This window comes from Muricaecibacterium torontonense, assembly GCF_004793925.1.
GTDB classification, from domain to species: Bacteria; Actinomycetota; Coriobacteriia; order Coriobacteriales; family Atopobiaceae; genus Leptogranulimonas; species Leptogranulimonas caecicola.
Genome location: NZ_SRYE01000003.1, coordinates 120,421 through 146,799 on the forward strand (window position 1 = coordinate 120,421; position 26,379 = coordinate 146,799).

The 26,379-nt window shown below is 59.7% G+C and carries 21 protein-coding genes; 17 read left to right on the forward strand and 4 right to left on the reverse strand.

The genetic code is table 11. The features are described from left to right. Positions 1-40 precede the first annotated feature (40 nt). Positions 41-304, reverse strand: coding sequence for a 30S ribosomal protein S20 (rpsT, locus tag E5334_RS05645; protein WP_136012622.1), 264 nt, complete (start codon positions 302-304; stop codon positions 41-43). 175 nt (positions 305-479) lie between these two features. Here rpsT and lepA point away from each other — a divergent pair, with 175 nt between their 5' ends. Genes lepA through hemW form a run of 3 tightly spaced genes read left to right on the forward strand, consistent with a single transcriptional unit; the run spans position 480 to position 4,766 of the window. Then, complete coding sequence (lepA, locus tag E5334_RS05650; protein WP_136012623.1) at positions 480-2,288, forward strand: translation elongation factor 4; 1,809 nt, start codon at positions 480-482, stop codon at positions 2,286-2,288. Further along, a complete protein-coding gene (locus E5334_RS05655; protein ID WP_136012624.1) occupies positions 2,288-3,496 on the forward strand; it encodes a tRNA dihydrouridine synthase in 1,209 nt (402 codons plus the stop codon). The genes lepA and E5334_RS05655 overlap by 1 nt, the downstream gene beginning before the upstream one ends. Next, positions 3,489-4,766, forward strand: a complete 1,278-nt coding sequence (hemW, locus tag E5334_RS05660; RefSeq protein WP_136012625.1) for a radical SAM family heme chaperone HemW — start codon at positions 3,489-3,491, stop codon at positions 4,764-4,766. Before E5334_RS05655 ends, hemW begins: the two co-directional genes overlap by 8 nt. Before the next feature lie 506 nt (positions 4,767-5,272). Here hemW and E5334_RS05665 read toward each other — a convergent pair. The 3 genes from E5334_RS05665 to E5334_RS05675 form a co-directional block, all read right to left on the reverse strand. Then, the gene (locus E5334_RS05665) at positions 5,273-5,653 is read right to left on the reverse strand and encodes a hypothetical protein (RefSeq protein WP_136012626.1); all 381 of its coding nucleotides are present in this window, start codon (positions 5,651-5,653) and stop codon (positions 5,273-5,275) included. Continuing rightward, positions 5,650-6,006 (reverse strand): hypothetical protein, encoded by a 357-nt coding sequence (locus tag E5334_RS05670; RefSeq protein ID WP_136012627.1) that lies wholly within the window; start codon positions 6,004-6,006, stop codon positions 5,650-5,652. Before E5334_RS05670 ends, E5334_RS05665 begins: the two co-directional genes overlap by 4 nt. Before the next feature lie 872 nt (positions 6,007-6,878). After that, entirely contained in the window at positions 6,879-8,057 is a 1,179-nt protein-coding gene (locus E5334_RS05675) for a WYL domain-containing protein (RefSeq protein WP_136012628.1), read from the reverse strand. A 361-nt stretch (positions 8,058-8,418) separates the two neighbouring features. Between E5334_RS05675 and E5334_RS05680 the strand changes: the two genes are divergently transcribed. From E5334_RS05680 to E5334_RS05745, 14 genes are all read left to right on the forward strand, one after another. Continuing rightward, entirely contained in the window at positions 8,419-8,964 is a 546-nt protein-coding gene (locus E5334_RS05680; protein WP_136012629.1) for a glutathione peroxidase, read from the forward strand. 182 nt (positions 8,965-9,146) lie between these two features. After that, on the forward strand, positions 9,147-10,259 hold the full coding sequence (locus E5334_RS05685) for a DnaJ domain-containing protein (RefSeq protein ID WP_136012630.1): 1,113 nt from the start codon (positions 9,147-9,149) through the stop codon (positions 10,257-10,259). A 143-nt stretch (positions 10,260-10,402) separates the two neighbouring features. After that, the gene (locus E5334_RS05690) at positions 10,403-11,719 is read left to right on the forward strand and encodes a DnaJ C-terminal domain-containing protein (protein ID WP_275438946.1); all 1,317 of its coding nucleotides are present in this window, start codon (positions 10,403-10,405) and stop codon (positions 11,717-11,719) included. Beyond that, the gene (locus E5334_RS05695) at positions 11,716-13,116 is read left to right on the forward strand and encodes a MiaB/RimO family radical SAM methylthiotransferase (RefSeq protein WP_275438947.1); all 1,401 of its coding nucleotides are present in this window, start codon (positions 11,716-11,718) and stop codon (positions 13,114-13,116) included. The genes E5334_RS05690 and E5334_RS05695 overlap by 4 nt, the downstream gene beginning before the upstream one ends. Positions 13,117-13,338: 222 nt before the next feature. Next, complete coding sequence (locus E5334_RS05700; protein ID WP_136012632.1) at positions 13,339-14,283, forward strand: PhoH family protein; 945 nt, start codon at positions 13,339-13,341, stop codon at positions 14,281-14,283. 7 nt (positions 14,284-14,290) lie between these two features. After that, positions 14,291-14,854, forward strand: a complete 564-nt coding sequence (gene ybeY, locus E5334_RS05705) for an rRNA maturation RNase YbeY (protein WP_136012633.1) — start codon at positions 14,291-14,293, stop codon at positions 14,852-14,854. Beyond that, complete coding sequence (locus E5334_RS05710) at positions 14,851-15,234, forward strand: diacylglycerol kinase family protein (RefSeq protein WP_136012634.1); 384 nt, start codon at positions 14,851-14,853, stop codon at positions 15,232-15,234. The genes ybeY and E5334_RS05710 overlap by 4 nt, the downstream gene beginning before the upstream one ends. 287 nt (positions 15,235-15,521) lie before the next feature. Further along, the gene (gene era / locus E5334_RS05715) at positions 15,522-16,457 is read left to right on the forward strand and encodes a GTPase Era (RefSeq protein WP_275438961.1); all 936 of its coding nucleotides are present in this window, start codon (positions 15,522-15,524) and stop codon (positions 16,455-16,457) included. Further along, positions 16,458-17,228, forward strand: a complete 771-nt coding sequence (gene recO, locus E5334_RS05720; protein WP_136012635.1) for a DNA repair protein RecO — start codon at positions 16,458-16,460, stop codon at positions 17,226-17,228. 240 nt (positions 17,229-17,468) lie between these two features. Beyond that, entirely contained in the window at positions 17,469-17,747 is a 279-nt protein-coding gene (rpsO, locus tag E5334_RS05725; protein WP_136012636.1) for a 30S ribosomal protein S15, read from the forward strand. A gap of 137 nt (positions 17,748-17,884) precedes the next feature. Then, entirely contained in the window at positions 17,885-20,128 is a 2,244-nt protein-coding gene (locus E5334_RS05730; RefSeq protein WP_136012637.1) for a polyribonucleotide nucleotidyltransferase, read from the forward strand. 261 nt (positions 20,129-20,389) lie between these two features. Beyond that, the gene (locus E5334_RS05735; protein WP_136012638.1) at positions 20,390-22,054 is read left to right on the forward strand and encodes a ribonuclease J; all 1,665 of its coding nucleotides are present in this window, start codon (positions 20,390-20,392) and stop codon (positions 22,052-22,054) included. A gap of 4 nt (positions 22,055-22,058) precedes the next feature. Then, complete coding sequence (locus E5334_RS05740; RefSeq protein WP_136012639.1) at positions 22,059-24,773, forward strand: FtsK/SpoIIIE family DNA translocase; 2,715 nt, start codon at positions 22,059-22,061, stop codon at positions 24,771-24,773. Between the two features lie 3 nt (positions 24,774-24,776). Continuing rightward, the gene (locus tag E5334_RS05745) at positions 24,777-26,378 is read left to right on the forward strand and encodes a helix-turn-helix domain-containing protein (RefSeq protein ID WP_136012640.1); all 1,602 of its coding nucleotides are present in this window, start codon (positions 24,777-24,779) and stop codon (positions 26,376-26,378) included. Position 26,379 lies beyond the last annotated feature (1 nt).

A 26,379-nucleotide genomic window follows, 5' to 3' on the forward strand; every position in this document is an offset into this window, starting at 1 on the left:
GGAGCGTAGGCCACAAGTAAAGAGAGGTAACTGTCTCGAATTAGCTAAGGGTGTTCACCAGTTTCTGGCAGCCGCTCTTGCGCTCGGCAGCCTGGTTCTTGTGAATGATGCCCTTGCTGGCAGCCTTGTCCAGAAGACGGCAAGCCTTGTTGCACTTCTCCTGAGCGAGCTGGGCGTCGCCGGCCTCAACAGCCTCGCGAACGTGCTTGACAGCCGTCTTCAGCTCAGAGCGGACGGCCTTGTTGCGGATGCGTGCCTTCTCGGCGGTCTTAATGCGCTTCTTCTGCGACTTGATGTTAGCCACGTGCAATTCCTTTCAATGCGATCTATGAGGCCTCTTCGGTGAGACACGGTGAGGCAACTTCCAAATACTAACATAGGAAACCCGTGCTAGGGTACCGTGCTGCAGCTATGAAGAAATCTCTCCATGGAGGGCGTACATTCCACAGAACCCACCTGTAGGCTATACAATGTCAGCTATGAATACCACAGACCTTTCCCACATCAGGAACTTCTCCATCGTCGCCCACATCGACCATGGCAAGTCCACCATCTCAGACCGCATCCTCGAGATGACCAACACCGTCGAAGAGCGCGACATGGAGTCGCAGCTCCTAGATTCCATGGATATCGAGCGGGAGCGCGGCATCACCATCAAGTCCAACGCTGTGCGCGTGATGTATGACGCGGACGACGGCGAGACTTACCAATTCAACCTTATCGACACTCCGGGCCACGTGGACTTCACCTACGAGGTGTCCCGTTCGCTGGCCGCCTGCGAAGGCGCAGTGCTGGTAGTGGATGCCACCCAAGGCGTAGAGGCACAAACGGTGTCCAATGCCAACCTGGCTATGAACGCCAACCTGGAGATCGTGCCGGCTATCAACAAGATCGACCTGCCCAGTGCTCATCCAGAGGAGGTCAAGCAGGAGATCGAGGATGAGCTGGCAATCCCTGCAGACGATGCGGTGTGCGTCTCGGGAAAGACCGGCGAGGGCATCCATGACTTGCTGGAGGCCATCGTGTTTCTCGTCCCGCCGCCAAAAGGGGATGTCAACGCTCCGCTCAAGGCGCTGGTGCTGGACTCCTACTTCGACGAGTACCGCGGCGTGGTGGCCATGGTGCGCGTCTTTGACGGCTCCATCAAAAAGGGCGACGAGCTCACCATGATGATGACGGGCCAGGATTTCTTGGCAGACGGCGTGGGGGTCAAACGTCCCTCAGAGGTGCTGCTCGACGAGCTAACCGTGGGTGAAGTGGGCTTTGTGGTGACAGGTCTCAAAGATCCGGAGTCCGTACGCGTAGGCGACACGCTTACCTACCGCGACAACCCTTGCAAGGAGGAGCTGCCGGGCTATCGCGAGGCCAAGCCCATGGTCTACACCGGCATCTTCCCCATAGACAACAAAGACTATGAGGATCTGCGCGACGCGTTGGAAAAGCTGCACGTCAACGATCCGTCGCTTACCTGGGAGCCAGAGACCTCGGTGGCCTTAGGCTTTGGCTTTCGCGTGGGCTTCTTGGGGCTGCTCCACATGGAGGTCATCAAGGAGCGCCTGGAGCGCGAGTTCGACCTGGATCTTATTGCCACGAGCCCTTCGGTGGACTACCACGTCTATCTTACCGACGGCGACATGCGCGATGTGCGCAGCCCTCAGGACTTGCCTGACGCCACGCGCATCGAGCGCATTGAAGAGCCCTACCTAAAAGCCAAGGTTATCGTGCCGCCCGAGTACACCGGCGCCGTGATGCAGCTGGCGGTGGAGCACCGCGGCATCATGGCCGACATGGTCTACCTCACCGACAAGTCTGTGGAGATGCACTTCGAGATCCCCCTGGCCGAGCTCATCCTGGACTTCTTCGACCAGCTCAAGAGCCGCACCAAGGGCTATGCCTCCCTCGACTACGAGTTCTCCGAGTACCGCCCCTCAGACCTGGTCAAACTGGACATCCTGCTCTCCGGCGACGACGTGGACGCCCTCTCGTTCATCGTCCATCGCGACAAGGCCTACGCCATGGCCCGCGCCCTCTGCGACAAGCTCAAAGAGATCATTCCGCGCCAACAGTTCGAGGTGCCCATCCAGGGCGCCATCGGCAACAAGATCATCGCCCGCTCCACCGTCAAGGCGCACCGCAAAGACGTGCTGGCCAAGTGCTACGGCGGCGACATTTCCCGCAAGCGCAAGCTGCTGGAAAAGCAAAAAGAGGGCAAGAAGCGCATGAAGTCCATCGGCCGCGTCGAGGTGCCCCAAGAGGCATTTTTGGCCATCCTCAAGGTGGACGAATAGTGGCTGCGCACGCTCATTCTGCCGAGAAACACTTACATCCCCTCCAGGATGCGCCTTCTACCTCCCAGCTCCTTGCCCAAGGCGCAGCTGCTGCAGGGCTTTCTGCGACGTTGGCGCCCTTCTCGGCAAATGGAAGCTGGGAACAGCGCTTGGCTGCCAACCCTTACCTCATGGCGCCTATGGCGGGGGTGTCTGACCAGGCCTATCGGCTTATGGCCAGAGCCGGAGGCGCAGCCTGCGCGGTGAGCGAGATGGTGAGCGTGGCTGGCATCCACTATGCCAACGAGAAGACCTGGCAGCTGGTGGATCCCGATCCTGCAGAGCCCGACCTCATCGTCCAGCTCTTTGGCAGCGACCCCGAGCAGTTCTATGAGGCCACCAAGAGCGTCATCGACCGTTATGAGTCGCGGGGATGGCTGCAAAAGTTGGTAGCCATCGATATCAATATGGCTTGCCCGGTGCCCAAGGTAGTGCGCAAAGGGGAGGGCTCGGCGCTGCTGGACGACCCGGCTCGCGCTGCAGACATCGTGCGCTCGGTGCGCGAGGGCTCAGACTACAGCCTGCCGGTCACTGCGAAAATTCGCATTGGGCGCAAGCAGCACGATTACGTGGCGCCAGCCTTTGCGAAGGCGTTGGAGCGCGCAGGGGTCTCTTCTGTAGCGGTTCATGGACGCTTTGCCAACCAGTTCTATACGGGTACCTCTGACGCCAACGCCATCGCCCAGGTGGTAAGCGCGGTGAGTATTCCTGTGATCGCTTCCGGCGACGCCCTTAGCGCAGCTCAGGCAGTGCAGCTCAAGGAGTCCACCGGTGCCGCGGCGGTCTTTTGTGCCCGAGGCACCTACGGTAACCCCTGGATCTTCGCCGATGCTCGCTCCCTGGGCGCCGGCTGCACTCCCGCACCTCACACTACCGCGCAGCGCTTGGCTGCCTTCGCCCTCCACGTGCAACTGTTGTCTGCCACGGGCGCCCACATTGCTCGCGCCCGATCTTTGGCCGGCTGGTACCTCAAGGGCATGCCCGAGGCCGCCTCCTGGCGCGAACGCGCCATGCATTGCGTGGGAGTCTCTGACTACCTGCACCTCATCGCCCAGGTTGCTCAAGCCAACGCGCTGGATCCCGCGTCTGTGATGGTAGGCGAGGCGCTCCAGCTCGCTCAGGAGACGTCCGTTACCCCAGGTGCCGAGAAACACTCCCACCATGCCTAGCACCCACTACCTAGGTCCCGCAGACGCCCAGAAGTTCTGGCGCACTTGGACTCCTGGCCCCGTGGGTGCTCTCTACCTGCACATTCCCTTTTGCTTGCGCAAGTGCGCCTATTGCGACTTCGCGTCCTGTGCTACCGCTCACCAAGCTCCGTTGATGCACGACTACGCCCAGAGCTTGCAGGCCATGGTGCGCCGCATGGGCGAGGCGGGCCTGCTCGACCATCTGGCCACTGCCTATGTGGGCGGCGGCACTCCCACTATGCTCGCCCCTCAGGACTTGGGCGCCCTTATCGCCGCCGCTCGTCGCTACGGCTCTATCCAGGAGCTCAGCTGCGAGGCCAATCCTGAGTCGCTCACTCCTGCCCACCTGGCTGCACTGCGCGAGGCTGGCGCCAGCCGCCTGTCATTGGGAGTGCAATCATTTAACGACAACGAATTGCAGGCCTTAGGCCGAGTCCATAACGCGCAGACCGCCCGCGAAGCCCTTCAGTCTGCGGTGGCCTCTGGCCTGCGGGTATCCTGCGACCTCATGGGCGCAATACCTCACCAAACGCCACAAAGCTTTGCCTATTCGGTAGAGCAAGCGGTGCAGCTTGGCGTGGACCACACTAGCATTTACTCCCTCATCATCGAGGAGGGCACGCCTTTCTATGCCGCAGTGGAGTCGGGCCAGATGGCCCAGCCCTCAGAAGACTCCGAGGCAGACGCCATGCTCTGCGCCCAACGCATGCTCACAGCCCAGGGATTCTTGCGTTATGAGGTGGCCAGCTATTCTCGGCCCGGTGAGGTGTGCCTGCACAACCTGGCTTACTGGAACGGCATCCCCTACCTGGGACTTGGCGTGGCTGCTGCTTCCATGGTTGATGCTGCGGGCTATGAGAGGCTGCGTCAGCTCATGCCACAATTGCCGAGAAACGCCTCCGCCGCAGCGCGCCTGCGCCTTAGCTGCACTTCTTCTGCAACAGAAATCGCTGAGGCTTGTGGCAATTTGCAAGCGCTGCAGTTTGAAGTAGAGTCGATGACTGCTCGTGAGGCTGCGGCAGAAGATCTGATGCTTGCGGCTCGTACTACTTATGGCATTGGGCGCGAACTGCAGGAACGTGCCTATAAAGCCATTGGCCAAGAGGCAGTAGATGCAACGATTGATGATCTGTGCGAGCGTGGATTGATAGAGCAAGTGGCTTCTGGCGCCTACGTGCCCACTCAGCAGGGCTGGCTTTTGGGCAATGAAGTCTATGGGGCGCTCTGGGATTTGGCCTCTGATAACTAAATCGAACTTTGCCTTTATATACTGCGATTTGACCACTAAGAAGGTAATAATGCCAAAATGCGTTTCGATGCATGACATGAATAATACAGTGAAGTCTACCGAGTTAGTGAGGTCAAGAGACGGACCTGTCACGGTAACGCACAATAGGGCAGGTGCATTGGTGGTCTATGTCAACAAAGTACTGGGAAAGCCTACAGCCCCAGCTTGCAAAGGCCAATCTTCTTGCACGTGAAGTGACGGGGGAGAAAGAGGTCGCAGAAGGCTCGTATTCCGAAGCAGGCGCTGCTGTGAATCAGCTTCGGGAGAAATATGAACTATAAAGTCGTTATAACTGAATCTGCATATCAAGATATAGATTATATTCTGGTGTTTATTGTGGCGAGGGCAGGGAGTACGGCTTCTGCGAGATCCTTTCTTGACCGATGGTCTTCGATCTTCAACAAATTAAGTGAATTCCTCGTGGTGCATCCTCTCAATTATCCACTGGAGCTTAAACGGCTTTTTCATTACATGTGTTTTGCAGCTCTTCTGTAAATGGCTTCGGGTCTCCAACGATTGCCAAAAGCCAAGATGTATAGAGCACCATTATCTAAGATGCGATAAACAATTCTTAGTTCTGCCTTTTCACCTTGCGAACGGTTTTTTTGAAAATGATAGGATCGCGCACCCTCAAGCTTGAGAGAGAGGGAAGAACTTGACACGCGTCCGGCGGCCAAATCTTTCATGGCACGAATTATCGCTACTACAACAGGTGTAAGATCCTCTAGCGCCGGATAAGCTTCATCAAGCGCTCTTGCTTCCTCTACGAAAACGATAGGTTCAATAGTCAAGCCAGGTATATTGGAAAGAGCGTCAATTAGTTCAAGAAATAACTCTTGTCTTGTCATATAAGACCAGCTTTTTCCATAAGGTCTAACGCAGCAGTTTTGAGTTCAGGACCAGAAAGAGGCAGTTCGCCTTGCTCAGCTAAGGCTTTATCGCGTAGTAATGCATGTTCTATATCGAGACGATCAAGTTTTGACTCAATCTCACTAAGTTTTAATTCAAGAGCCTGTATATAAGCATCATTGCGTGCTAGGTAATCAGGTGTGACAACAAAATAGCGAGGACGATTATGCTCGGATATTTCAATGATGCCATCGCGGTTTACTGCATCTCGCCAATTGGAAGACCGTCCAAGTTCAGCGAGACCTACTCGTTCTGGCATAACGGGGAGGCTGTGGCTTGCATCTGCAATCATTGGACAACTCCTAACACAATATGTGTAGTAAATATACTGTAACCTATTGTGTAGAAGTATGGCTTATAAAGTGCAAATTTCCAAACTCAACATGATAAGCGGATGCAGCCAACTCATGTATTCAATAGTGTGAAGAGTCAAGCGTGCTTTCCTCTAAGGAAGGTGCGGCTTATAGGACAAGAAGCGTGCTGTGAATGGGGACGTTGACGCAGGTCAACGTCCCTTTTTGGGTGTTTAAATACGGAAGGCTCATTTGAACACGGGAACTCGCACAGAAGATGTGCTGTCCAATGCAGTGGTGCCCCAGCTGAAGACAGCAAAATCTTGTCGTTACATCCAGGATTTGCAGGGCCCGATGAAAAAGGCGGTCTGCGGGGCCAAGATGCAGAAGAGTGACCATAAGAAGAGCGACAACGCTTCCGCCTACTAAGTACATTTCCTTCGGCATGTGCCTACTAAGTACAATTGAATATGAAACCAACACCGTGAGCTTGGGTGATGTAATACTAAAATAAAAAGTGACGCAGATTTTGGGCAAAATTGGCCTACTAAGTACTTAGTAGGTATGAAATGGCTAGTAGGCATGAGGTGGCGCCCAGTCCAAACCTCGTCTGCCCTGCATCCCCATCTCACAGATAGGTCTGCTTTTGGCCCTCCAGGATTTATCTGAGGCTTGCGGTGTGAAAGCAGCCCTGCTTTCACACCGCTCCCTTTTAGCCGCAAAGAGTGCTTATAAATAATGAAGGTAAATTTGGTCTACAGGTTTTTGGCCTACAGATTATGGGGTGTTGACGCAGGTCTGGCGCAGGCCAACACCCCTTATCACAGCACACTATCTGTCCTATAAACCGAAGGTGCGCTATTTTGATCGCTTATCCTTCGTCAATAGCACCTCTCGCCCAAGCTCTCACTTCTTCTCCTACCTGGGGGTCGTCAGCGTAGGCGCCCAGTACATCGCATAAAAAGCGGACGTAAGTCTCCTTGAGCCTGCGTTCACCTACCACGTGGGCAGAAGGCCCAAAGCTTGCCAGACGTCCCATGAGGGCGGCGCCATCTGAAACCGGTACCTCAATACGAGTCTTGCCACCTGGCAGCTCGCGGACGGATTTCTTATCGGCAAGGGGAGAATCCTCGCTGTCAGGATTGAAGGCGTCCGCGATGGCTTTGAGCACGGGACCTTCGGCTTCGAGCTCCAGGCGCAGAGGATCCGAGGTAGCATACATCTCGTAACTGGCCTCCAGCGTGAAAAGCTCCTGCTCGGTGAGGTCGGCGTGCTTCTGAGGAGCTGGATCTGTCAGACGGTAGGGGAGCAAGCCAGGATAGCCCTCATCGGCATAGTCTTTGATGCTCCCGGGAATGATGCGATCCAGCCGATAGTTCAAATAGCCATCATTGTGCACCACGTAGCGGGGGCCTTCTGGGGTCTCCTCCAGATCGATGAACCGCGAGCTCATGTAATGGCGCCCGCGATCCTCATGCACCGCGATGGGCAGCAATTCGCGCTCTAGCAAGCCGCCTTGCCTAGGTTGCGCCACCAAATCAAAATCCGGCCCCAGCGTCCCGTAGATAAGCGAGATAGGGGCCAGCTTGCCGCCTCGGCGGTCGCCCATCTCGTTCAGCCTGTCCACCGCCCGCGCCACCGCACGATAATTCGCCAGCAGAGCTGCCGAAGCCTCAGGCCTGGGCCTATAAGTAATGCAAGGGGCTATAGGGCGATGGTCTTCTCGGTAGTGGAGAGACTTCACTTTTTCCAGAAGCTGCTCTTTTTCCTGGGAGTCGGCTAGGCGCGAGTGGGCCAACGCATCGGCCAATATAAACGCTTCTTCTGCTGAGAAGGGCCGCTCCGCGTGGTAGGTATAGCAGTTTTGTCCCTGAGATTTGGTGGTGACGGCACGCTGGGGTTCAGCATCTGGATGAGTCAGCGAATCTCGACGGGCGAACAGCTTGTTAAGCGTCACCAGGTCACAGCGCAGCCGTTGCAGCGCATTGGCGTGGGCATGGTCGCTCTCGTATTGGTCCTCTGAGACCAGAAGCCCATAGTCATGCTCCAACGGTAGATGGTGATTTGGATCATGCTGTATACAGACATAGGGGTTATAAGGGCAATCTCTATACCATCGCAAAAGACGATGATGGATGGTTTTGGTCTTATGACAGGGGTAACAATCTGGTTGATAAAGAAGCCGGTTTCTCTTCTCCTGAAGATGCGCTTCAAGATCTCAGCATAGGAAAAGGGAAGTATGTTGCAAACGTAGTCCTTGATGAGGGGCGGTGGGCTTCTCGGCAGGATATGGATCAGCCATAAAGATCTATTTGTTTAACTTGAGCTTTCTGCCTTCTCCGTACTCAAAATCCCACTGCATGGGTAGGAATAGGCGCAGACTACAAGACACTCCAACAAAGGAGCAACCTATGCCTACCATTTATGATTTCACTCTTGAGAAGCCAGACGGCACCGAGGTCAGCCTCTCCGAGTTCCGCGGCCGCCCCATGCTCATCGTCAATTCGGCCACCGGCTGCGGCTTTACCCCGCAGTATGAGGACCTCAAGAACCTCTACAACAACTATCACGAGCAGGGTCTCGAGATCATCGACATCCCTTGCGACCAGTTTGGCCATCAGGCTCCCGGCTCGGACGACGAGATCCACGAGTTCTGCACCATGACCTTTGGCACGCCCTATCAGCAGTACAAGAAGTCCGAGGTTAACGGGGATAACCAGCTTCCCCTCTATGCCTTCCTCAAAGAGCAGAAGAGCTTCGAGGGCTTCACTGGCGAGAAGGCCGACTTCATGGACAACTACCTCAAGGAGAACGTCGATCCCAACTACGCAGACAACGACGACATCAAGTGGAACTTCACCAAGTTCCTCATCGACCGCGACGGCAACGTAGTGGCTCGCTTCGAGCCCACGGTTGATATGGCGCTGGTTGAAGAGGCAGTCAAAGAGGCCCTCTAACATCGACAACTGCTAATACGTCTCGAAGCGCTCGGGCTCTTTGGAGTTCGGGCGCTTCACGTTTGCGCACAAACCATGATGCCCAGAGAAATCTGCGTCGTTCGCGCTAAGATATGAGATTGCGAACGTTTGTGCCACGGAATAATACCGTGGCTTGACTCGACGACAGGAGTTCTCACCGCATGTCTGCGATGACCGATAAGAACTACTACGAAATCCTTGGCGTCTCCTCAGACGCCACAACAGAGGAGATTCGTAAAGCATTTCAAAAGAAAGCCCGCACCCTCCATCCAGACGTGAACAAGGCGCCGGATGCAGAGGAGAAGTTCAAAGAAGTCTCCGAGGCCTACGCGGTGCTTTCAGACGAGGACAAGCGGCGCCGCTACGATGCCATGCGCTCGGGGGCACCCTTCATGGGCTCTTCGACATCCAGTGCTCCCCAGTCTCCCTTTGGCGGAGGCTTTGGCGGCTATGGCGGCATGCCCTTTGGCGGCTTCGGGGGGTTTGGAGGCTTTGGCGCCCAGCGCGGCAGGGCCACTGCCTATAATCCCCGCTCCGGCGCAGACGTCGTCTATGACATCGAACTGGATAGCAAGACCGCTGCGACAGGCACTCGCCGCGGCATCACCTACGACCGCTACGTAGTCTGCGACGTCTGCCATGGCACTGGCTCGGAAGAGTCCGAGCACGCCAAGGTGTGCCCCACCTGCCATGGCAAAGGCTCTATCGACGTCGATCTCTCGGCAGTCTTTGGCGGCATGGGCTTTGGCGCTATGCGCGTGCAATGCCCTGAGTGCGAGGGCACCGGCAAAGTGGTGGCGGATCCTTGCCATCGATGCAAGGGCACCGGCCGCATCCTTTCTGCCAGCGAGGCCGTGGTAGACATTCCTGCCGACTCCCACGATGGCGATATGATCCGCGTGCCCGGCATGGGCAATGCGGGCACCAATGGCGGCAAGACAGGCGATCTGTTGGTGCGTGTAGGCATTCCTGCAGAGCGCCTGGCGCCAGAGAGCGCCATGGGCTTCCAGCTCATCGGCTTTGCGCTGCCCTTCATCGCCATGGGACTCTTCTTCCAGGTGCTGGGCGCAGTGAGCCTCATCATCGCTGTGCCGCTTGTCATGGGTCTCTTCATGGTGGCGCGCGGAGGCCTTGCCAAGCATAACTCCGTCTGGTGGAAGAACGCCGGCAATCATGTGGTGGCCGGCCTTTCCAACGGCTTCATGCTGGCGCTCTTCATGACGCTCATGATCAGCTGCGCCCAAGGCGCTGGTCGGGCGGCCATGCGCTTCTAGCACGTAGCGCACGCCTTTCGCCTCAGGTTCGCTTGCGTCCTGCCCAAAGGGGGCGAGCGCCTGGGGCGAGGGTTTCTCGGCAGCGGGAACGGCTGCCAACAATGTAGGGTTTACCTCGAGGGATGAAAGGTCTGAGGTCTACCGTGGCAGAGTCGCAAAGGGATTTCTACGAGGTGCTCGGCGTCGAGCGCGATGCCGATGCCAAGACTATCAAGCGGGCGTTTTTGAAGAAGGCGCGCGTGCTGCATCCGGACGTGTCGGATGATCCCGATGCCGAGGCAAAGTTCAAAGAGCTCAACGAGGCCTACTCGGTGCTGTCCGATGAGACCAAGCGCGCCAACTACGATCGTTATGGCACTGCCGACGGCCCGGCGGGCTTTGGCGGCATGGATGACTTCTTTGGCGGCGGCTTCGACATGAGCGACCTGTTCTCCCAGTTCTTTGGGGGAGGGGCCGCCGGAGCCGGGCGGGTGCGCACGCGAGGCCGCGATATGTCGGTGACGCTCACCATCACGCTGCAAGAGGCGGCCACCGGCCTAGACCGCACCATTACCTATGATCGGTTGGCGCCTTGCGAGGACTGCGGCGGCACCGGCTCTGCCGATGGCTCTGCCCCCGTCACCTGCCCCGAATGCGGCGGCACCGGCGTGGTCACCAGCTGGCAGCACACCATTTTGGGTCGCATGCAAACCCAGTCCACCTGTCCGGAGTGCCACGGCACCGGCCAGGTCATCGAGCATCCCTGCGAGACTTGCGACGGCCAGGGCCGCACGCCGTCCCATGAAAAGGTGACAGTGCATATTCCGGCGGGCGTGGCCTCGGGCATGCAGCTCTCTATCGAGGGCGCCGGCGAGGCAGGTGTGCGCGGCGACAGGGCGGGCGACCTCATCGTGCGCATCGAGGTGGCCCAGCAGCCAGACCTGGTGCGCCAGGGCGACGACCTTATCTGCGCCGTCGACATCGATTGCTTCGAGGCCATGTTGGGCGCCACCTTCACTATGGAGGGCATCATGCCCCACGAGCAGGTGGAGGTCAACATACCCGCAGGTACACAGCCTGGAGACCATATACGGGTGCCTGGCTACGGCATGCCCAACCTCTACAATCCTTCCCAGCGCGGAAGCCTGGTATGCATCGTGAACCTCACGGTCCCCAAGGACCTCACTCCTGCGCAAACCCAACAGTTGGAGGCTGTGGCTCTGGAGCGCGGCAGCCGCCTTTCCACCGCTGACACCGCCCAGTCGCTGCTGGACGAGACCTTCGCCCAAGACCAGCAGGCTGCAGGTGCTTCTACTGCCTCTGCTTCCGAGAAGCCCCAGCCTTCCCGCCAGGCAGATTCTGGGTCCTCGTCGTTCTTTGGCGATGAGGAACAGGGTTCGCTCTTTGGGGGAGATGGCGCCTCTGGCCGCAAGAAGCCGCGCCCCAAGCCCTTTGGCAAGCGTAAGAAGAAGCGCTCGTGACGGCGGCGCAGCACAAAGGGGTCAAGCCGCTCAAGGTGGCCCTTAAAAACCTGGGCTGCCGGGTGAACCGCGCAGAACTCGATGCCATCGCCGCTTCTCTGGAGCAGGCAGGCTGCGAGCTGGTGGGCGAGGACGAAGCCTCCATCGTGGTGGTGAACACCTGCGCGGTCACTGGCGAGGCCGAGGCCAAAGCCCGCAAGTCTCTGCGCCACTATGCGTCGCTCCCTCAGGTGCAGAGCGTGGTGGCTACCGGCTGCATGGCTACGCTCTTTGCAGACGAAGTAGCGTCTTTGGGCGAAAAGATGCAAGTCGAAGTTCTCAAGACGCAGGTGGCATCCTGTGTCTTGGCAGAGGCAGGACGCCTGGGTCTGGCTGATGCCGTTGCAGGGGCAGGAAAGGGTTTGCAGGATAGGCCTGGGGGCAGCCTGCAGGTGCACGAATCTGCACCTTCTGCCAGCGCTTCTCAAATCGCCGTGGACAACTCGTTGCTCCCGGTGACTTCAGAAGCTCAGGGCACGGTGACGCCTACAGGCCGCATGCGGCCGGGCATCAAAATCCAAGATGGCTGCGACAATCGGTGCACCTATTGCATCGTATGGAAAGCGCGCGGGCCTGCACGCTCGCTGTCGCCGCATGAGGCGGTGGCTGCGGTGAGTCAGGCAGTGGAGCAAGGTGCCGGCGAGGTGGTGCTCACCGGTATCGATCTTGGCCGCTATGACGGGGGCATTGGCCTTGCGGGCCTGCTAGATCAGCTGCTTGTTAAAACCAAGGTAGGACGCATCCGTCTGAGTTCCGTGGAGCCGGTGGAGCTCTCTGACGACCTGCTGCGCCTTATGGGCGACTCCAGCGGGCGTGTGGCGCCCTTCTTGCATCTGCCTCTGCAGTCTGGTTGCGACGCCACATTGGCTCGCATGGGCAGACCTTACGACACGGCTCGCTATCGTGCCATCGTTGAGCGGGCGCGCGAGTTGGTGCCGGGCCTTGCCTTGGCCTGCGACCTTATCGTGGGCTTCCCTGGGGAGACGGCCCAGGAGTTCAACCAAAGCCTGGAGTTTTGCCGTTCCATGGACTATGCCAACATGCATGTCTTCCGCTATTCCAAGCGCCCAGGAACCCCAGCCGCCGTTGCCCCAGATCAGGTGGATCCTCAGGTGGCCCATGAGCGCTCGCACCTTATGCGCCAGATGGCCCGCCAAAGCCGCACCTCCTACCTTGCGAGCTGTATTGGCGGGCAGGAGCTGGCGTTTATCGAGCGTCCTGGCCGCGCCATCACTGGCGGCCTTGCAGAGGTGCTGGTGGATTCAGGCGCAGGCTTTGCCCCTGGTTCCTTTGTGAAGGTGGCGCCTCACAGCCTTCTGCCCTCAGGTCAGTTGGACGGGCGCAGCGCCACAGCCTAGAAGCCTCTAGCTCGGCTGATGCTGGGGCAAAAGCCGGCAAAAGCCGGCAAAAGCCGGCAAAGACGGCTTCTGAGGCATGGGTTTCTCGGCAAGGAGGGCCTGGGGCTTACAAAGACAGCGCAAGCGCTTAAGGCCGCTTTGACCTACCATAGAAGCCCCAAGGGCGCCCTTGAGCGTCCGGTATTTGTAGCCATTGCGCATCTGCGCATTCAGGGGAGGAACGTGGAGCCCACTACACTGCGTTTGAGCATTCCGGAATCGGTGGATGTGTGCCGGCTCATGGGGCCGGCTGACAGCCTGCTGCGACATATCGAAGAGAAGACGAGCGCCTCGGTGGCGGTGCGGGGCAACCATATCACCCTGGTGGGCGAGCCAGGCGAGGTTGACGCCATGGTGCGCGTGTTCACGCGCTTGATGGACGCCGTGCTCTCGGGCGAGACGCCAGACATTTCCGACGTGGACATCATCTTGGACCAGGCGTCTTTGGGAACGCCTGCGCCGCGCGCCGGGGCAAACGACATCCTCACCACCCAGCGCGGCAAGCCTGTGCGTCCCAAAACCGCAGGCCAGCAGCGCTATGTGGACGCGCTGCTCTCCCATACCATCACCTTTGTGCAGGGTCCTGCAGGTACAGGAAAGACCTACCTGGCCATGGCCTGTGCCGTGGCAGCGCTCAAGCGTCGAGAGGTCTCCCATATCGTGCTCACCCGCCCGGTGGTGGAGGCCGGCGAGTCTTTGGGCTATCTGCCGGGCACGCTGGAGGAGAAGCTCGACCCCTATGTGCGTCCGCTCTATGATGCGCTTTTTGATATGTTGGATGCCGAGAAGAGCCATACCCTCATCGAGCAAGGGGTAGTGGAGATTGCTCCTTTAGCCTTCATGCGTGGGCGCACCTTAAACGACGCCTTCGTCATCTTGGACGAGGCGCAAAACACCACGCCCGAGCAGATGAAGATGTTTCTCACTCGACTGGGTTTTGGGTCCACCTTTGTGATTACCGGAGACTCAACCCAACGGGACCTCTTGGGTAAAAGCGGTCTTGAGAGTGCGCGCCGCGTGCTCGAAGGCATCGAGGGCATCGCCTTTTGCGATCTCGATCGCACCGATGTGGTGCGCCATAGCCTGGTGGGCCGCATCGTGGATGCCTACGAACGTCAGGGAGCGTGAAGCTGCTATGGCCGTGGAGATCTCTGTCAACCAGCTGTCCGACGCCGCGCCTTTGGCGGTGAGCTGGGATGAAGTCGCTTCCATCTTCGAGGTGGTGCTGGCCCATGAGCAGGTGGACCGCCTGTGTTTGGTGGACGTGACCGTCGCAGACGACGATGCCATGGCAGACCTTAACGCCCAGTGGCGCGGGGTCGAAGGACCAACAGACGTCATCTCGGTAGAGTGCGAGCGCCCGGACGACCCAGATCTGGCCCCCGACGAGCCGTGCTCTTTGGGAGACATTGCGCTGGCCCCAGCTTTCATCGCAGCGCAGGCGCCTCATTTTAACAACAACCCAGCTCAGGAGACCCGTCTTCTGCTCATCCACGGCCTTTTGCATCTTTTGGGCTACGACCATATGACAGAAGAAGACGCTGCCGTCATGGAGCCTTTGGAAGACGCACTGTTGGCGCAGGTGTCGGGGCAGCCGGCGATCTCTGCCCCCACTACGCGCCATCGCCATGACCCGCAGGTGGCGGCAGGCGCAGAGCCTCAGGGCTCCCCGTCCCAGGAGGGGAGGGTCTCCCCATGATTCCCGGCTCAGACAAGAACCACCCCACGCTGTTCAAAAGCTTCGCCTTCGCCATCCAGGGCTTCGTCTTCGCCTTCACCACCGAGCGCAACATCAAAATCATGGTGGGCGGCTTTGTCTTCTCCGTGGTCATGGGCTTCGCGCTCCAGTGCACTCCCGGAGAATGGGGCTGCCTGCTTTTGGGCTGCGGCACCGTGCTCTCTGCCGAGCTCATGAATACCGCTATCGAGACCATCGTCGACCTGGTGTCCCCTGAGTACAACACCCTGGCCGGCCACGCCAAGGATGTGGCAGCTGCAGCCGTCTACATCCTGAGCACCCTGGTGGGCATCATGGGAGTCGTGATTTTTGTAAACGCCGCCCTGCGCCTCTTTGGGTAGGGCACAAGACAGCTATGGCAGCCGCTCATGGCCGGGTTTCTTAGCATGAGCCCGGCTTTACCCCCATTCATCTCGCAGAAAGGAGCGACGTGGTGACAGCTCCCTCGTCCTCGAATGATTTTGATTTAGAAACTGCCGCTGCCGAGAAGGACGGCCCTCAGGTGGCTGCAGCCGCTGGGGCCATTGAGCAGGGCTTGGTGGCTGGAACAGACGATGCCGCCTCCTCAGGCGATGTGGAGCTAGAGGCTGACGAAGACCTCGATCTGGACGAGGAAGAGCTGCTGCTGATGCAGCAGTTTGGGGCTCCGGCTCCCATGGCGAGCGTGCCTGATGATTTTCGCAGCGGCTTCGTGGCGCTGGTGGGTCGCCCCAATGCCGGCAAGTCCACGCTGCTTAACGCCTGCCTGGGGGCGCACGCCGCCATCACAAGCCCGGTGGCTCAAACCACGCGCCGGCGCATGAGGGCGGTCGTCAACAGGCCAGGCGCCCAAGTGGTCATCGTGGATACCCCCGGCTTGCATAAGCCCAAGGATGCCTTGGGAGAGGAGCTCAACAAGTCCGCCTTGGGGGAGCTGGCAGACGTGGACGTGGTGGCCATGCTTTTGGATGCCACCAAGCCTGCCGGCACCGGAGATGCCTGGGTGGCCTCCCATGTGAACGCCAGCTCGGCGGTGCGCCTGCTGGTGATCACCAAGGCGGATCTCGCCACGCCGGAACAAGTGCAGGCACAAATCGAGGCTGCACAAGCCATGGCCACCTTTGACGATGTGTTGGTGACCTCGGCTCAGGAGGGCTTCAATACCGAGGCGTTCATCCAGCTGGTCATCGAGCATCTGCCCTACGGGCCGCGCTGGTTCCCGGAGGATATGCCGGTGGACGCCACGGACTCCGAGCAGGTGTCTGAGTTTGTGCGCGAAAAGGTGCTGCTCAACTGCCGCCAGGAAGTGCCCCACGCCGTAGGCGTGCTCTGCGATTCCATCCAGTGGCGAGACGAGGGCCATGCCTCCATCAAAGCCACCATCTTTGTGGAACGCGACAGCCAAAAGGGCATCCTGGTGGGCAAAGGCGGTTCCATGATCAAACGCATAGGCACCCAAGCCCGCAAACAGATCGAGCAATGGCTGGGCGCCCAGGTCTTTTTGGACCTGGAGGTGCGGGTGAAGCCCTCCTGGCGCAAAGACGAGGAAGCCATCCGCCGCTTTGGCTACAACGCGGAGGCCTAGGTGGCGAGGGCACGCACCTATCCGGTGGTGGCCACCGTCATCGGCCGAGTGAAGCTCGGGGAGGCAGACCTTATCTTGACGCTGCTTTCCTCGGACGGCTCCCTGGTGCGCGCTGTGGCCAAGGGGGCGCGCAAGCCCACGGGAAAGCTGGCAGGCCGCACGCAGCTTTTCTCGGAAGGAAAGTACCTCATCGCCAAAGGGCGCACGCTGGATGTGGTGTGCGAGGCCTCCCTTACCGATGCCCGGGCAAAGATCGCCTATGACCCGGATGCCTCGGAGGCAGCTGCGGCAATTTGCTCGGTTGCGCGCCTGGTGAGTTTCGAGGAGTCGCCAGACCCTTATCTCTATGGCCTCTTTGTGCGGAGCCTGCTGGCGCTTGCTCAGGTTCAAGAGCTGGAAGGGGAGGGAGAGCGGCAGGCACTCTTGTTCGAGGTGGTTGCTGCCTACACCCTCAAGGCGCTCTCCCATGAGGGATGGCGACCGGAGACTTCCAACTGCATCGAATGTGGCGACGAGCAGGTGACGCGTTTCTCGGTAGCCGCCGGAGGCGCCCTCTGCGAGTCGTGTGCACGCGACGTGGCCGGAGCCCAACTGGCGGACCCTGCGCTTTTGGGCTGGATCGAAGCGCTGGTGAGCCTCACGTTCGACGATCTTTTGGCTCAGCCAGCCAGCTTGGATACCGCGTGTCTGTTGCTGGAGCAGGCGCATCTTTGGGCTGCTACCCATCTGGACGCTCGCCTCAAGGCCTTCGAGTTTTTGCGGGGAGTCTAAGGCGCAGCCGAGAGGTTGCGCGCGGGACGGTCGGCAACGTTCTTGCGTGCCGTCGACCTTTTGCTACCGCTTCTCCCCAGCACTTCAGTTAACTCCCAGAGGATGTGGGGATTTAGCCGCTGCGAGATGTGCGGCACTAAACGTGGTACTCTCTTTGGGTCCCTACCTCCTACTTGGCGCTTCGCGTCACCGGCGAGCGCCCCAGTTCGAGGCGAATCTTTCTTAAGAAAGGTGATTCCTATGACCATCTCTAAGGAGCGCAAGGCTGAGCTCATCCGTGAGTTTGGCAAGAACGACCAGGACTCCGGTTCTGCTCCCGTGCAGGTCGCCATCATGACCGACCGCATCCGCGAGCTCACCGAGCACATGAAGTCCCACAAGAAGGACTTCCACACTCGTCGTGGCCTGCTGATGCTCGTTGGTAAGCGTCGTCGTCTGCTCTCTTACATCAAGAGCAACAACATCGACGAGTACCGTGAGCTTATTGGTCGCCTGGGTATTCGCGACAATATCCAGTAAGAAGCGGGAATTAAGGGGCGCTTTCAAGGCGCTCCTTTTTATATGGAAGGGTACTTGCATACAAGTGTCCTGAGCCGCCTGCGAGCGGCCAAAGCGGAACCGCCTGCAAGGGGCAGGTGGAGATCGAGAGGTAGTACATGACCAAAGTCACCCACGAGTTTGACCTCTATGGCAAACATTATGCGCTGGAGTCCGGCGAGCTCGCCAAGCAGGCCACCGGTGCGTGCATTGTGCGTCAAGGCGATTCTGAGGTCCTCGTGACCGCCGTGGTGTCCAAGGAACGCAAAGATTTTGATTTCTTCCCCCTCACGGTGGATTACATCGAGAAGATGTATGCCGTGGGCCGCATTCCCGGCGGATACCTCAAGCGTGAGGCTCGCCCTTCCGAGAAGGCCACCCTCACCGCCCGCATGATCGACCGTCCTTTGCGCCCCAGCTTCCCTGACGGCTTCCGCAACGAGGTCCAGGTAGTGGCTATGCCTCTCGTCGCAGACCAGGTAGATCCTGTGGATACCATCTGCGTCATGGCAGCCAGCGCCGCCCTTACCATCGGCGGCGTGCCCTTCGAGGGGCCTTTGGCGTGCGTGCGCGTGGGTCGCGACCGTGACACCGGCGAGTATCTGGTGAACCCCACCTATAAGGAGCGCGACAACTCCGACCTCGACCTGGAGCTTGCCGGCACCTCCACCTTCATCTCTATGCTGGAGGCTTCCGGCGACGAGGTGAGCGAGGCAGACATGCTGGATGCTATGGCCTTTGGCCAGGACGCCATCGCCGCCTTCTGCGCGGAGCAAGAGGCCTTCATCGCCAAGTGGGTCGAGGTCAACGGCCCCATCCAGCCCAAGGAGTATGTGCTGGACGAACCTAACGCCGCTGTGCACGAGAAGGTCTTCGCCCATTTCGACGAGATGTCCGCAGCCCTCAAAGACCCGGACAAGCAGTCCCGTATGGCCAAGGTGGCAGAGCTCAAGGATCTCATCGTCTCCGAGTTTAGCGGGGAGGAGCGCGAGAGCGAGCATCGCTCCATCGCCGTCGAGCTCAAGAACCTCGAGAAGCATGCCATGCGCGAGATGGTGGTAGAGACCGGCGAGCGTGTGGACGGCCGCACTGCCACTCAGATTCGCCCCCTCATGGTCAAGGGCGACTATCTGCCGCTGGTGCACGGCTCCGGCCTCTTCCAGCGCGGCCAGACCCAGGTGCTCTCGGTATGCACCCTGGGCATGCTCAACGAGTGGCAGCGCCTGGATACCATCGAGCCTGTGGATGGCAAGCGCTACATCCACCACTACAACTTCCCGCCCTTCTGCACCGGCGAGACCGGTCGTATGGGCGCTCCCAAGCGCCGTGAGATTGGCCATGGCAACCTGGCTGAGCGCGCCCTTCTTCCTGTGATCCCTTCAGAGGAAGAGTTCCCCTACACCATTCGCGTGGTCTCTGAGGTAATGGAGTCCAACGGCTCCAGCTCTATGGCGTCTACCTGCGGCTCCACCTTGGCTCTGATGGATGCCGGCGTGCCTTTGAAGCGCCCGGTTTCCGGCATCGCCATGGGCCTTATCCAAGAGAACGGCAAGACCGTGGTGCTCTCTGACATCCAGGGTCTCGAGGACTTCTTGGGCGACATGGACTTCAAGGTCACCGGCACCGAGCGCGGCATCACCGCCATGCAGATGGACAACAAGGCCACAGGCCTTACCCCTGAGATCCTGGAGCAGGCTCTACATCAGGCCAAAGAGGGGCGCGCCCACATCTTGGCCGCTATGCTCGAGGCTATTCCCCAGCCCCGTGAAGAGGTGAAGGACAACGCTCCTCACATCATCACCCTCAACATCGCTCCCGATAAGATCCGCGACGTCATTGGCTCTGGCGGCAAGGTCATCCGCGGCATTCAAGACGACACCGGCGCCACCATCGACATCCAGGAAGACGGCACTGTCTTTATCGCCGGCGTAGGCGCTGCCGGTGAAGAGGCCGCCGATCGCATCAGGGCCATCGTCAAGGTGCCCGAGGTAGGCGAGGAGTACGTGGGCCGCGTAGTGGGCATTCAGCCCTTTGGCGCCTTCGTGGAGCTGCTGCCTGGCAAGGACGGCCTGCTGCACATCTCCCGTGTGGCCCAGGGTCGCGTGGACAAGGTGGAAGACGTCCTCAACGTGGGTGACGAAGTCAAGGTCAAGGTGCTCGAGGTGGACGAGAAGGGAAAGATCTCCCTGGATCGTCTGGACAAGCCCGAGGCGCCGGCTGGCAACGGTCACAAGGGGCCCGAGCACGCCGGTCGCAAGGGCGACTCAAAACCCAAGCCTCGCACCCGCAAGCCTGGCGATCGCGGCGCCAAGGGGCAAGACGAGGCTCCTGCCCGCAAGCTCCGCCGCCATCACGAGGGCTAACCAAAGGTGCAGCCCTCGAGGGTGTGGGCTTCTCGGCAGCCTTTAGGGCGCTGAGACTTCAAGCTGCATAGACAAGACACCTGCCTGCCCGGCGCAGGCGGGTGTCTGTTTTTGTGTATCTGCGAGAGGGGCTTTTGGCGTTAACAGAGAATCCATAGGCCCCGGCTATCATAAGAAGCTATTGATTTGTGACGCAACGGCCCAAGAGGCCGTATTTATAGATTCGCATTGGTTGCGATTAAGAAAGGAACTAGTAATTCCATGCCAAAGAAAAAACCGCCTCTCAAGATAATTCCCCTAGGCGGACTGGACGGCATTGGCAAGAACATGACCGCCTTCGAATACGGCAACGATATGGTGCTGGTAGATGCAGGCCTTATGTTCCCCGATGACGATCAGCCCGGTATCGACCTGGTGCTTCCTGATTACACCTACCTGTTGGAAAACGAGCACAAACTGCGCGGCATCGTCATCACCCACGGTCATGAAGACCATACCGGCGCGCTGCCCTATCTGTTGCGCGACCTGACCCGTCGCGTGCCCATCTATGCCTCGCGCATGACGCTGGGTCTCATCGAGGGCAAGCTCAACGAGCACAAGCTGCAAAACGAGAAGCTTATCGAAGTGCAATCGGGCCAGCATGTGGACATGGGGGCTTTTGGTGTCAACTTCTTCGCCATGACCCACTCCATTCCCGGCGCTCTGGGCATCTACATCGAGACCCCGCAGGGCACGGTGTTGCACACCGGCGACTTCAAGCTGGACCAAACGCCCATCGACGGCGTGTGCCCTGACTATCACGCCATCAACGCCTACGGCGCCAAGGGCGTCGACTTGCTGCTGTCTGACTCCACCAATGCCACTCGTCCGGGCTTCACGGGCTCTGAGGCTTCGGTAGGGGCCAGCCTGCGCCATATCATCAAGAATGCGCCTGGCCGCGTCTTTGTGGCCTCCTTCTCCAGCCACATTCACCGTCTGCAGCAGGTCTGCGACGCTGCGGTGGCAGTGGGCCGTAAAGTGGTGGTCACAGGCCGCTCCATGGTGACCAACACCAAGATCGCCCGGGAGCTGGGCTACCTCAACATTCCTGCAGACGACATCCTGGATGCCTTCGACATCGACGAGCTGCCCGATGACAAGGTGGTGGTGCTTTGCACCGGTAGCCAAGGCGAGCCTCTGAGCGCTCTGGCCCGCATGGCCAACGGCGAGCACCGCTCCCTGTCCATTGGCCCCAACGACACGGTGATCATCAGCGCCACGCCGGTTCCCGGCAACGAGAAGTCGGTACAGTCCATCATCAACTCGCTTTCCAAGATCGGCTGCGCGGTCTTTGACAAGTCCAATGCCTTGGTGCACGTCTCTGGTCACGGCAGCCAAGAAGAGCTCAAGCTCATGTTGGCCATGGTGCATCCCCGCTACTTCGCGCCGGTGCACGGCGAGGCAGTGCACCTGCGTGCCCATGCCTCCCTGGCAGAATCCATGGGTCTGGAACCAGACCACATCTTCTTGTTGGACAACGGTGACACGCTGGAGATGCGCAACCACCAGGTGAAGCTGGGAACACCGGTGGAGTCTGGCGTGGTCTACGTGGACGGCATGTGCATCCAGGGGGCAGACACCGGCGTCATGCGCGACCGCCAGAAGCTCTCCAACGATGGCATTGTGACCTGCGTGGTCACAGTGGGCAGCCGCACTCATAAGGCCCTGGAGGTAGACATCTCCAGCCGCGGCGTCTCCTTTGCCGACGAGCCTGAGACCCTGGATGGCGCTCAAAGCACGGTATTTGCTACGGTAGACCGTACTGCCGAGAAGGCTGGGGCCACCACAGACTCTATTCGCAAGGCTGTTCGCAGTGCTCTGTCTAACTATCTCTGGTCGCAAACCCGCACCCGTCCAATGATCATCCCGGTCGTGATGGAGGTCTAACTCGATGCCGTCGCAACGCAAATCCAACGCACCCAAGCGCAAGGCACCGACAAACACCCACAACCAAAAGCCCGCCGCCCATCAGGCGGTGGTGGCTCCTTCTGCATGGCACGACATCGCCGGAGTGGCGTTGGTCGTGTTGGCAGTGGCGCTGCTGGTGGCGTTGATGAGTCCTAGCGACGCCCTGGTGGCCCAGGCCTTTCGCACTGGTCTGGTGATGGGCTTTGGAGCAGGCGCCCCGTTGGTTCCCTGTGCCCTGTTGCTTTACGCCATCACCTACTTTGTGCCACAAGACGGCCCCTTCTCCCTGCGCATCGCCTTGGGACTCACGCTCATTGTGGCGGCTCTTTTGGCAATGCTCTCTGTGCTGGCTACCCCAGATGGCCTGGCCTCTGCCAATGCGGATATGGTCTTTACCGATGCCATCGCCCAGACATCCGGCGGATGGCTAGGCGGAGCTGTGGCCTGGGTGCTGCTCACCCTTTTGGGCCGCACCATATCGCTCATCGTGTTGGTAGGCCTTATGATCGCCGGCATTGTGATTTGCGGTTTCTCCATCTCAGGCCTGGTGGCAAAGATCCGCAACGCCTCCAGCGCTGCCCATGAGCACCTGGCCGAGCGCGCGAGCGAGCGCGCTACCAGCCGTGCTCAGGCACGGGCCGCCAGGGCTGCGGCAGGGGAGGGGACCGCTGTCTTGGCCGCGAACCCCACTACCGCTCTACCTCGCCGCGGTCGCTCCAAGTCCGGCGAGCCTGCCACCACCTTCTTGGGCAATCGCAAGACCTCGGTGTTGCGTCGAGGCGACAAAGCCCAGAAACCCTACCAGCATCCCCGTATGGCCGCCGATGAGGTTCCCGGCGCCCTTCATGACACCGTGGAGGATCTGGAGGGTCAGACGGTCACCGCGCCGCTGCCGGTGACTCCGGCCTCCCACGACAAGAAGCGCCCGCAGCGCCGCCGTCGCGCAAAGGCCCAAGAGGCTCAAGACGCGCTGGTAGAGGATGGAGATCTTCTCGGCAACGAGGAGGCTCCAGATGCCCGCGACGTCGACCAGTGGGACAGTCCTGACACTCCCCAGTTGGATCTCACGGCTCCCTGGGAAGAGGCGCCTGCCACTCAAAAGCCCAAGAACGCTGCGGAGTCTGCAGGTCTTTCGGCCGAGAAGCCCACCGCTCCTTCCGGCGGCATCTCCAAGGCCGCCATGGCCAAAGCCCCTGCCAAACCCAAGCGTCCGGGCGAGGATTCTGCGCACTACGAGTTGCCTCCCCTTTCGCTCTTGGATACTTCCAAGGACAACTCGGTCACGGCCAGCTCGGAGGAAGAGCTTCAAGCTACGGCCGATCGCCTGCAAGCCAAGCTCATCGAGTTTGGCTCCACCAGCCAGGTGGTCGGCTGGGTGGCCGGCCCCATCGTCACCACCTTCAAGATCCAGATGGGCGAGGGCGAGCGCGTAAGCAAGATCATGAACCTGGAAGACGACATCGCCTTGTCGCTGGCCGCCAAATCGGTGCGTATCTTTGTGATTCCGGGCTCCACCTATCTAGGTATCGAGATTCCCAATAGCAAGCGTCGCAACGTCTATCTGGGCGATGTGGTGCCCTTTGCCAAAGGGGGCGCGCTGGAGTTTGCCATTGGCCGCGACTCCGAGGGCAAGCCTGTGGTGGCAGACCTGGCCAAGATGCCCCACCTGCTTATCGCCGGTACCACGGGCTCCGGTAAGTCCGTCATGATCAACACCATCATCATGTCCATGCTCATGCGGGCCACACCTGACCAGCTGCGCCTCATCATGGTGGACCCCAAGCGCGTGGAGTTCACCTTCTACGAGGGCTTGCCACACCTCTATGTGCCGGTCGTCACTGAGCCCAAACAAGCGGCCAGCGCCCTGCAGTGGGCCACTACCGAGATGGAGCGGCGCCTCAAGATCTTTGCCAAGGCGGGCGTGCGCAACATCGCCGGCTACAACAAGAAGGTGAAATCGGGGGCCTTGGGCGATGACGAGGGTATATCGCCAGATCCCATGCCTTATTTGGTAGTGGTGGTGGACGAGCTCTCCGACCTCATGATGGTCTCGGGCAAGGAGGTGGAGGCCTCCATCGTGCGCATCGCCCAGCTGGCCCGTGCCGCTGGCATCCATCTGGTGCTGGCCACCCAGCGCCCCACTACTGATGTGGTCACCGGCCTCATCAAGGCCAACATAGAGAGCCGCATCGCCCTCACGGTGGCTCAAAAGAACGACTCCCGCATCATCCTGGACGAGAAGGGCGCCGACCGTCTCTTGGGTAACGGCGACATGCTCTTCAAGTCTGGAGGCTTAAAGCCCCGCCGCATCCTGGGCTGCTACGTTTCTGACGACGAGGTGGAGAATGTGGTGAGCTACTGGGCAGATCAGGGCGAACCCGATTACCACGAGGAGGTCCTCTCTGCCGTGGCTCCTGCCGAGCTAGAAGGCTCCTCTGAGGCGAGCGACCTAGATGAGGAGGACGATCCTTTGGTATGGGAGGCGGCTCAGATCGTCGTGGATTCCCAGCTAGGTTCTACCTCTACCCTCCAGAGGCGCCTCAAGGTGGGCTACGCTAGAGCTGGCCGCATCATGGACATGCTCGAGCACAAGGGCATTGTGGGTCCCCCCAATGGCTCCAAGCCTCGTGACGTGCTGCTTCAGCCGGAGGGGCTGGAGGAGCTCCGTCAGGCCGAAGCTCTTTACAGGGAGGTATAGCAGGTGGCAAAGCCGCGTTTTAGCGAGTATCTGGCCCAGCGTAGGCGTCAGCTCAACCTCACCGTCCCTCAGGCTGCCCGAGTCCTGAGGCTCAAAGAGCAGGTCATTGTGGCCTTTGAGGAGGGAGACTGGCAGCGCATTCCACGTTCGGGCTATGCGCTGGGCATGCTCTCCAGCTATGCGCGCTATCTGGGGCTCAATCCCCGAGAGGTCATCGACATGTTCCAGGACGACCTGGACGCCTACACCCATGGGCATGTGTCTCCTGCCGATAAAACCGCGCCCTACGAAGCAGGAGCTGCTCCTGCCCATGGACGCTCTCGCAGGGGCCAGGGCGCAGACATCGACCTTTATGGCTCTGCCGGCCCAGCCGGATCGATTCTTACAGGCACAGCATTAGGACATAGCTTGCGAAACGGTTCCACTCGACGCTCCGAGGCCATCACCAACGGGCGCAACGCCGGGTACTCTGAGCGCTACCTGCGCCAATACACCGGCGACTTACAAAACACCCAAGAGGGCTACCCCCAGGGGCGCCCCTATACTGCCCGTGCGCCCCGCACCAACAGCACACGAGCTGCATTGCCGGCGCCACGGGCTTCTCGGCAGCAAAGAAGCTCTCGAGCTGCAAGCGATGCTCGCAGGTATGCTGGGGAAGGTGCCATCCAAACGCGCAGGGTGTCTCAGGATGCCTATGAGGACGACCTGCGCTACGGGCTGGCTTCTGACAGCTATCGGCAAGCCACGTCCAGCGAGGTGCGTCAGGCGGCACGCTCTATGGGAAGCGCGGCGCAGCGCCCCAATGTGCGCAGGCGCCCTTCCAGCCAAGCCCAGGCCAATCTTCGCTCTCGCGGCCAGAGCCAAGGAGGCGCCAGCGTAGGAGATGTCATTCGCGCCTGGTTTTCTGACCAGCGACGTACAATGGCCACCATCTTTGTGGCGGTGGCCATCGCCCTCATCGTCATCATCGTCATTGGTGTGAGGAGCTGCACTGCAGACCCTGCCCCCAAGACTTCTGAGACACAGCAGACCCAAACTGCTGCCAACAGCGGTTCTGACAGTTCTGCAGATACTTCCACTAATGATACTTCTAGCGCCCCTGCCAACGACAACTCTGCCGATGCTGCGGCAGCAGCGGCAGCCGCAGCCGCCCAAAAAGCCGCAGAACCGGTAGTGGTGGAGGTATCGGTGCCTGACGGTGCAGCCGTGTGGGTGGAGGTCAAGAACGGCGATACCAACGAGGTGGCACAAACCGTCACCGGCCCTTGGACCAAGACGTTCAATGTGGTGTCTAACGGCCAGCTGGTGGTTCGCACTGCAGACCCTGCCCAGGTGACCGTCACGGCCAATGGGCAAACGGTGCCCTTCAACACCTCCGCTGCAGGCGTGGGCACTGCCACCATCGACGGTCCCAAAGTGGACGAGTCTGCTTCCCAGGGCATGGCCCAGAGCGGGGAGGGTTCAACTTCTGATAGCGGCACTGCCGCTGCGGGTAATGACAGTTCGAGCAGCGCGGGCTCTGGCAGCACCGCCTCTGGCACTGGAAGCGCAGGATCTGGCTCTTCTGCTGCGTCCTCCGGCACCTCCGCTGGCACCACCAACTAGA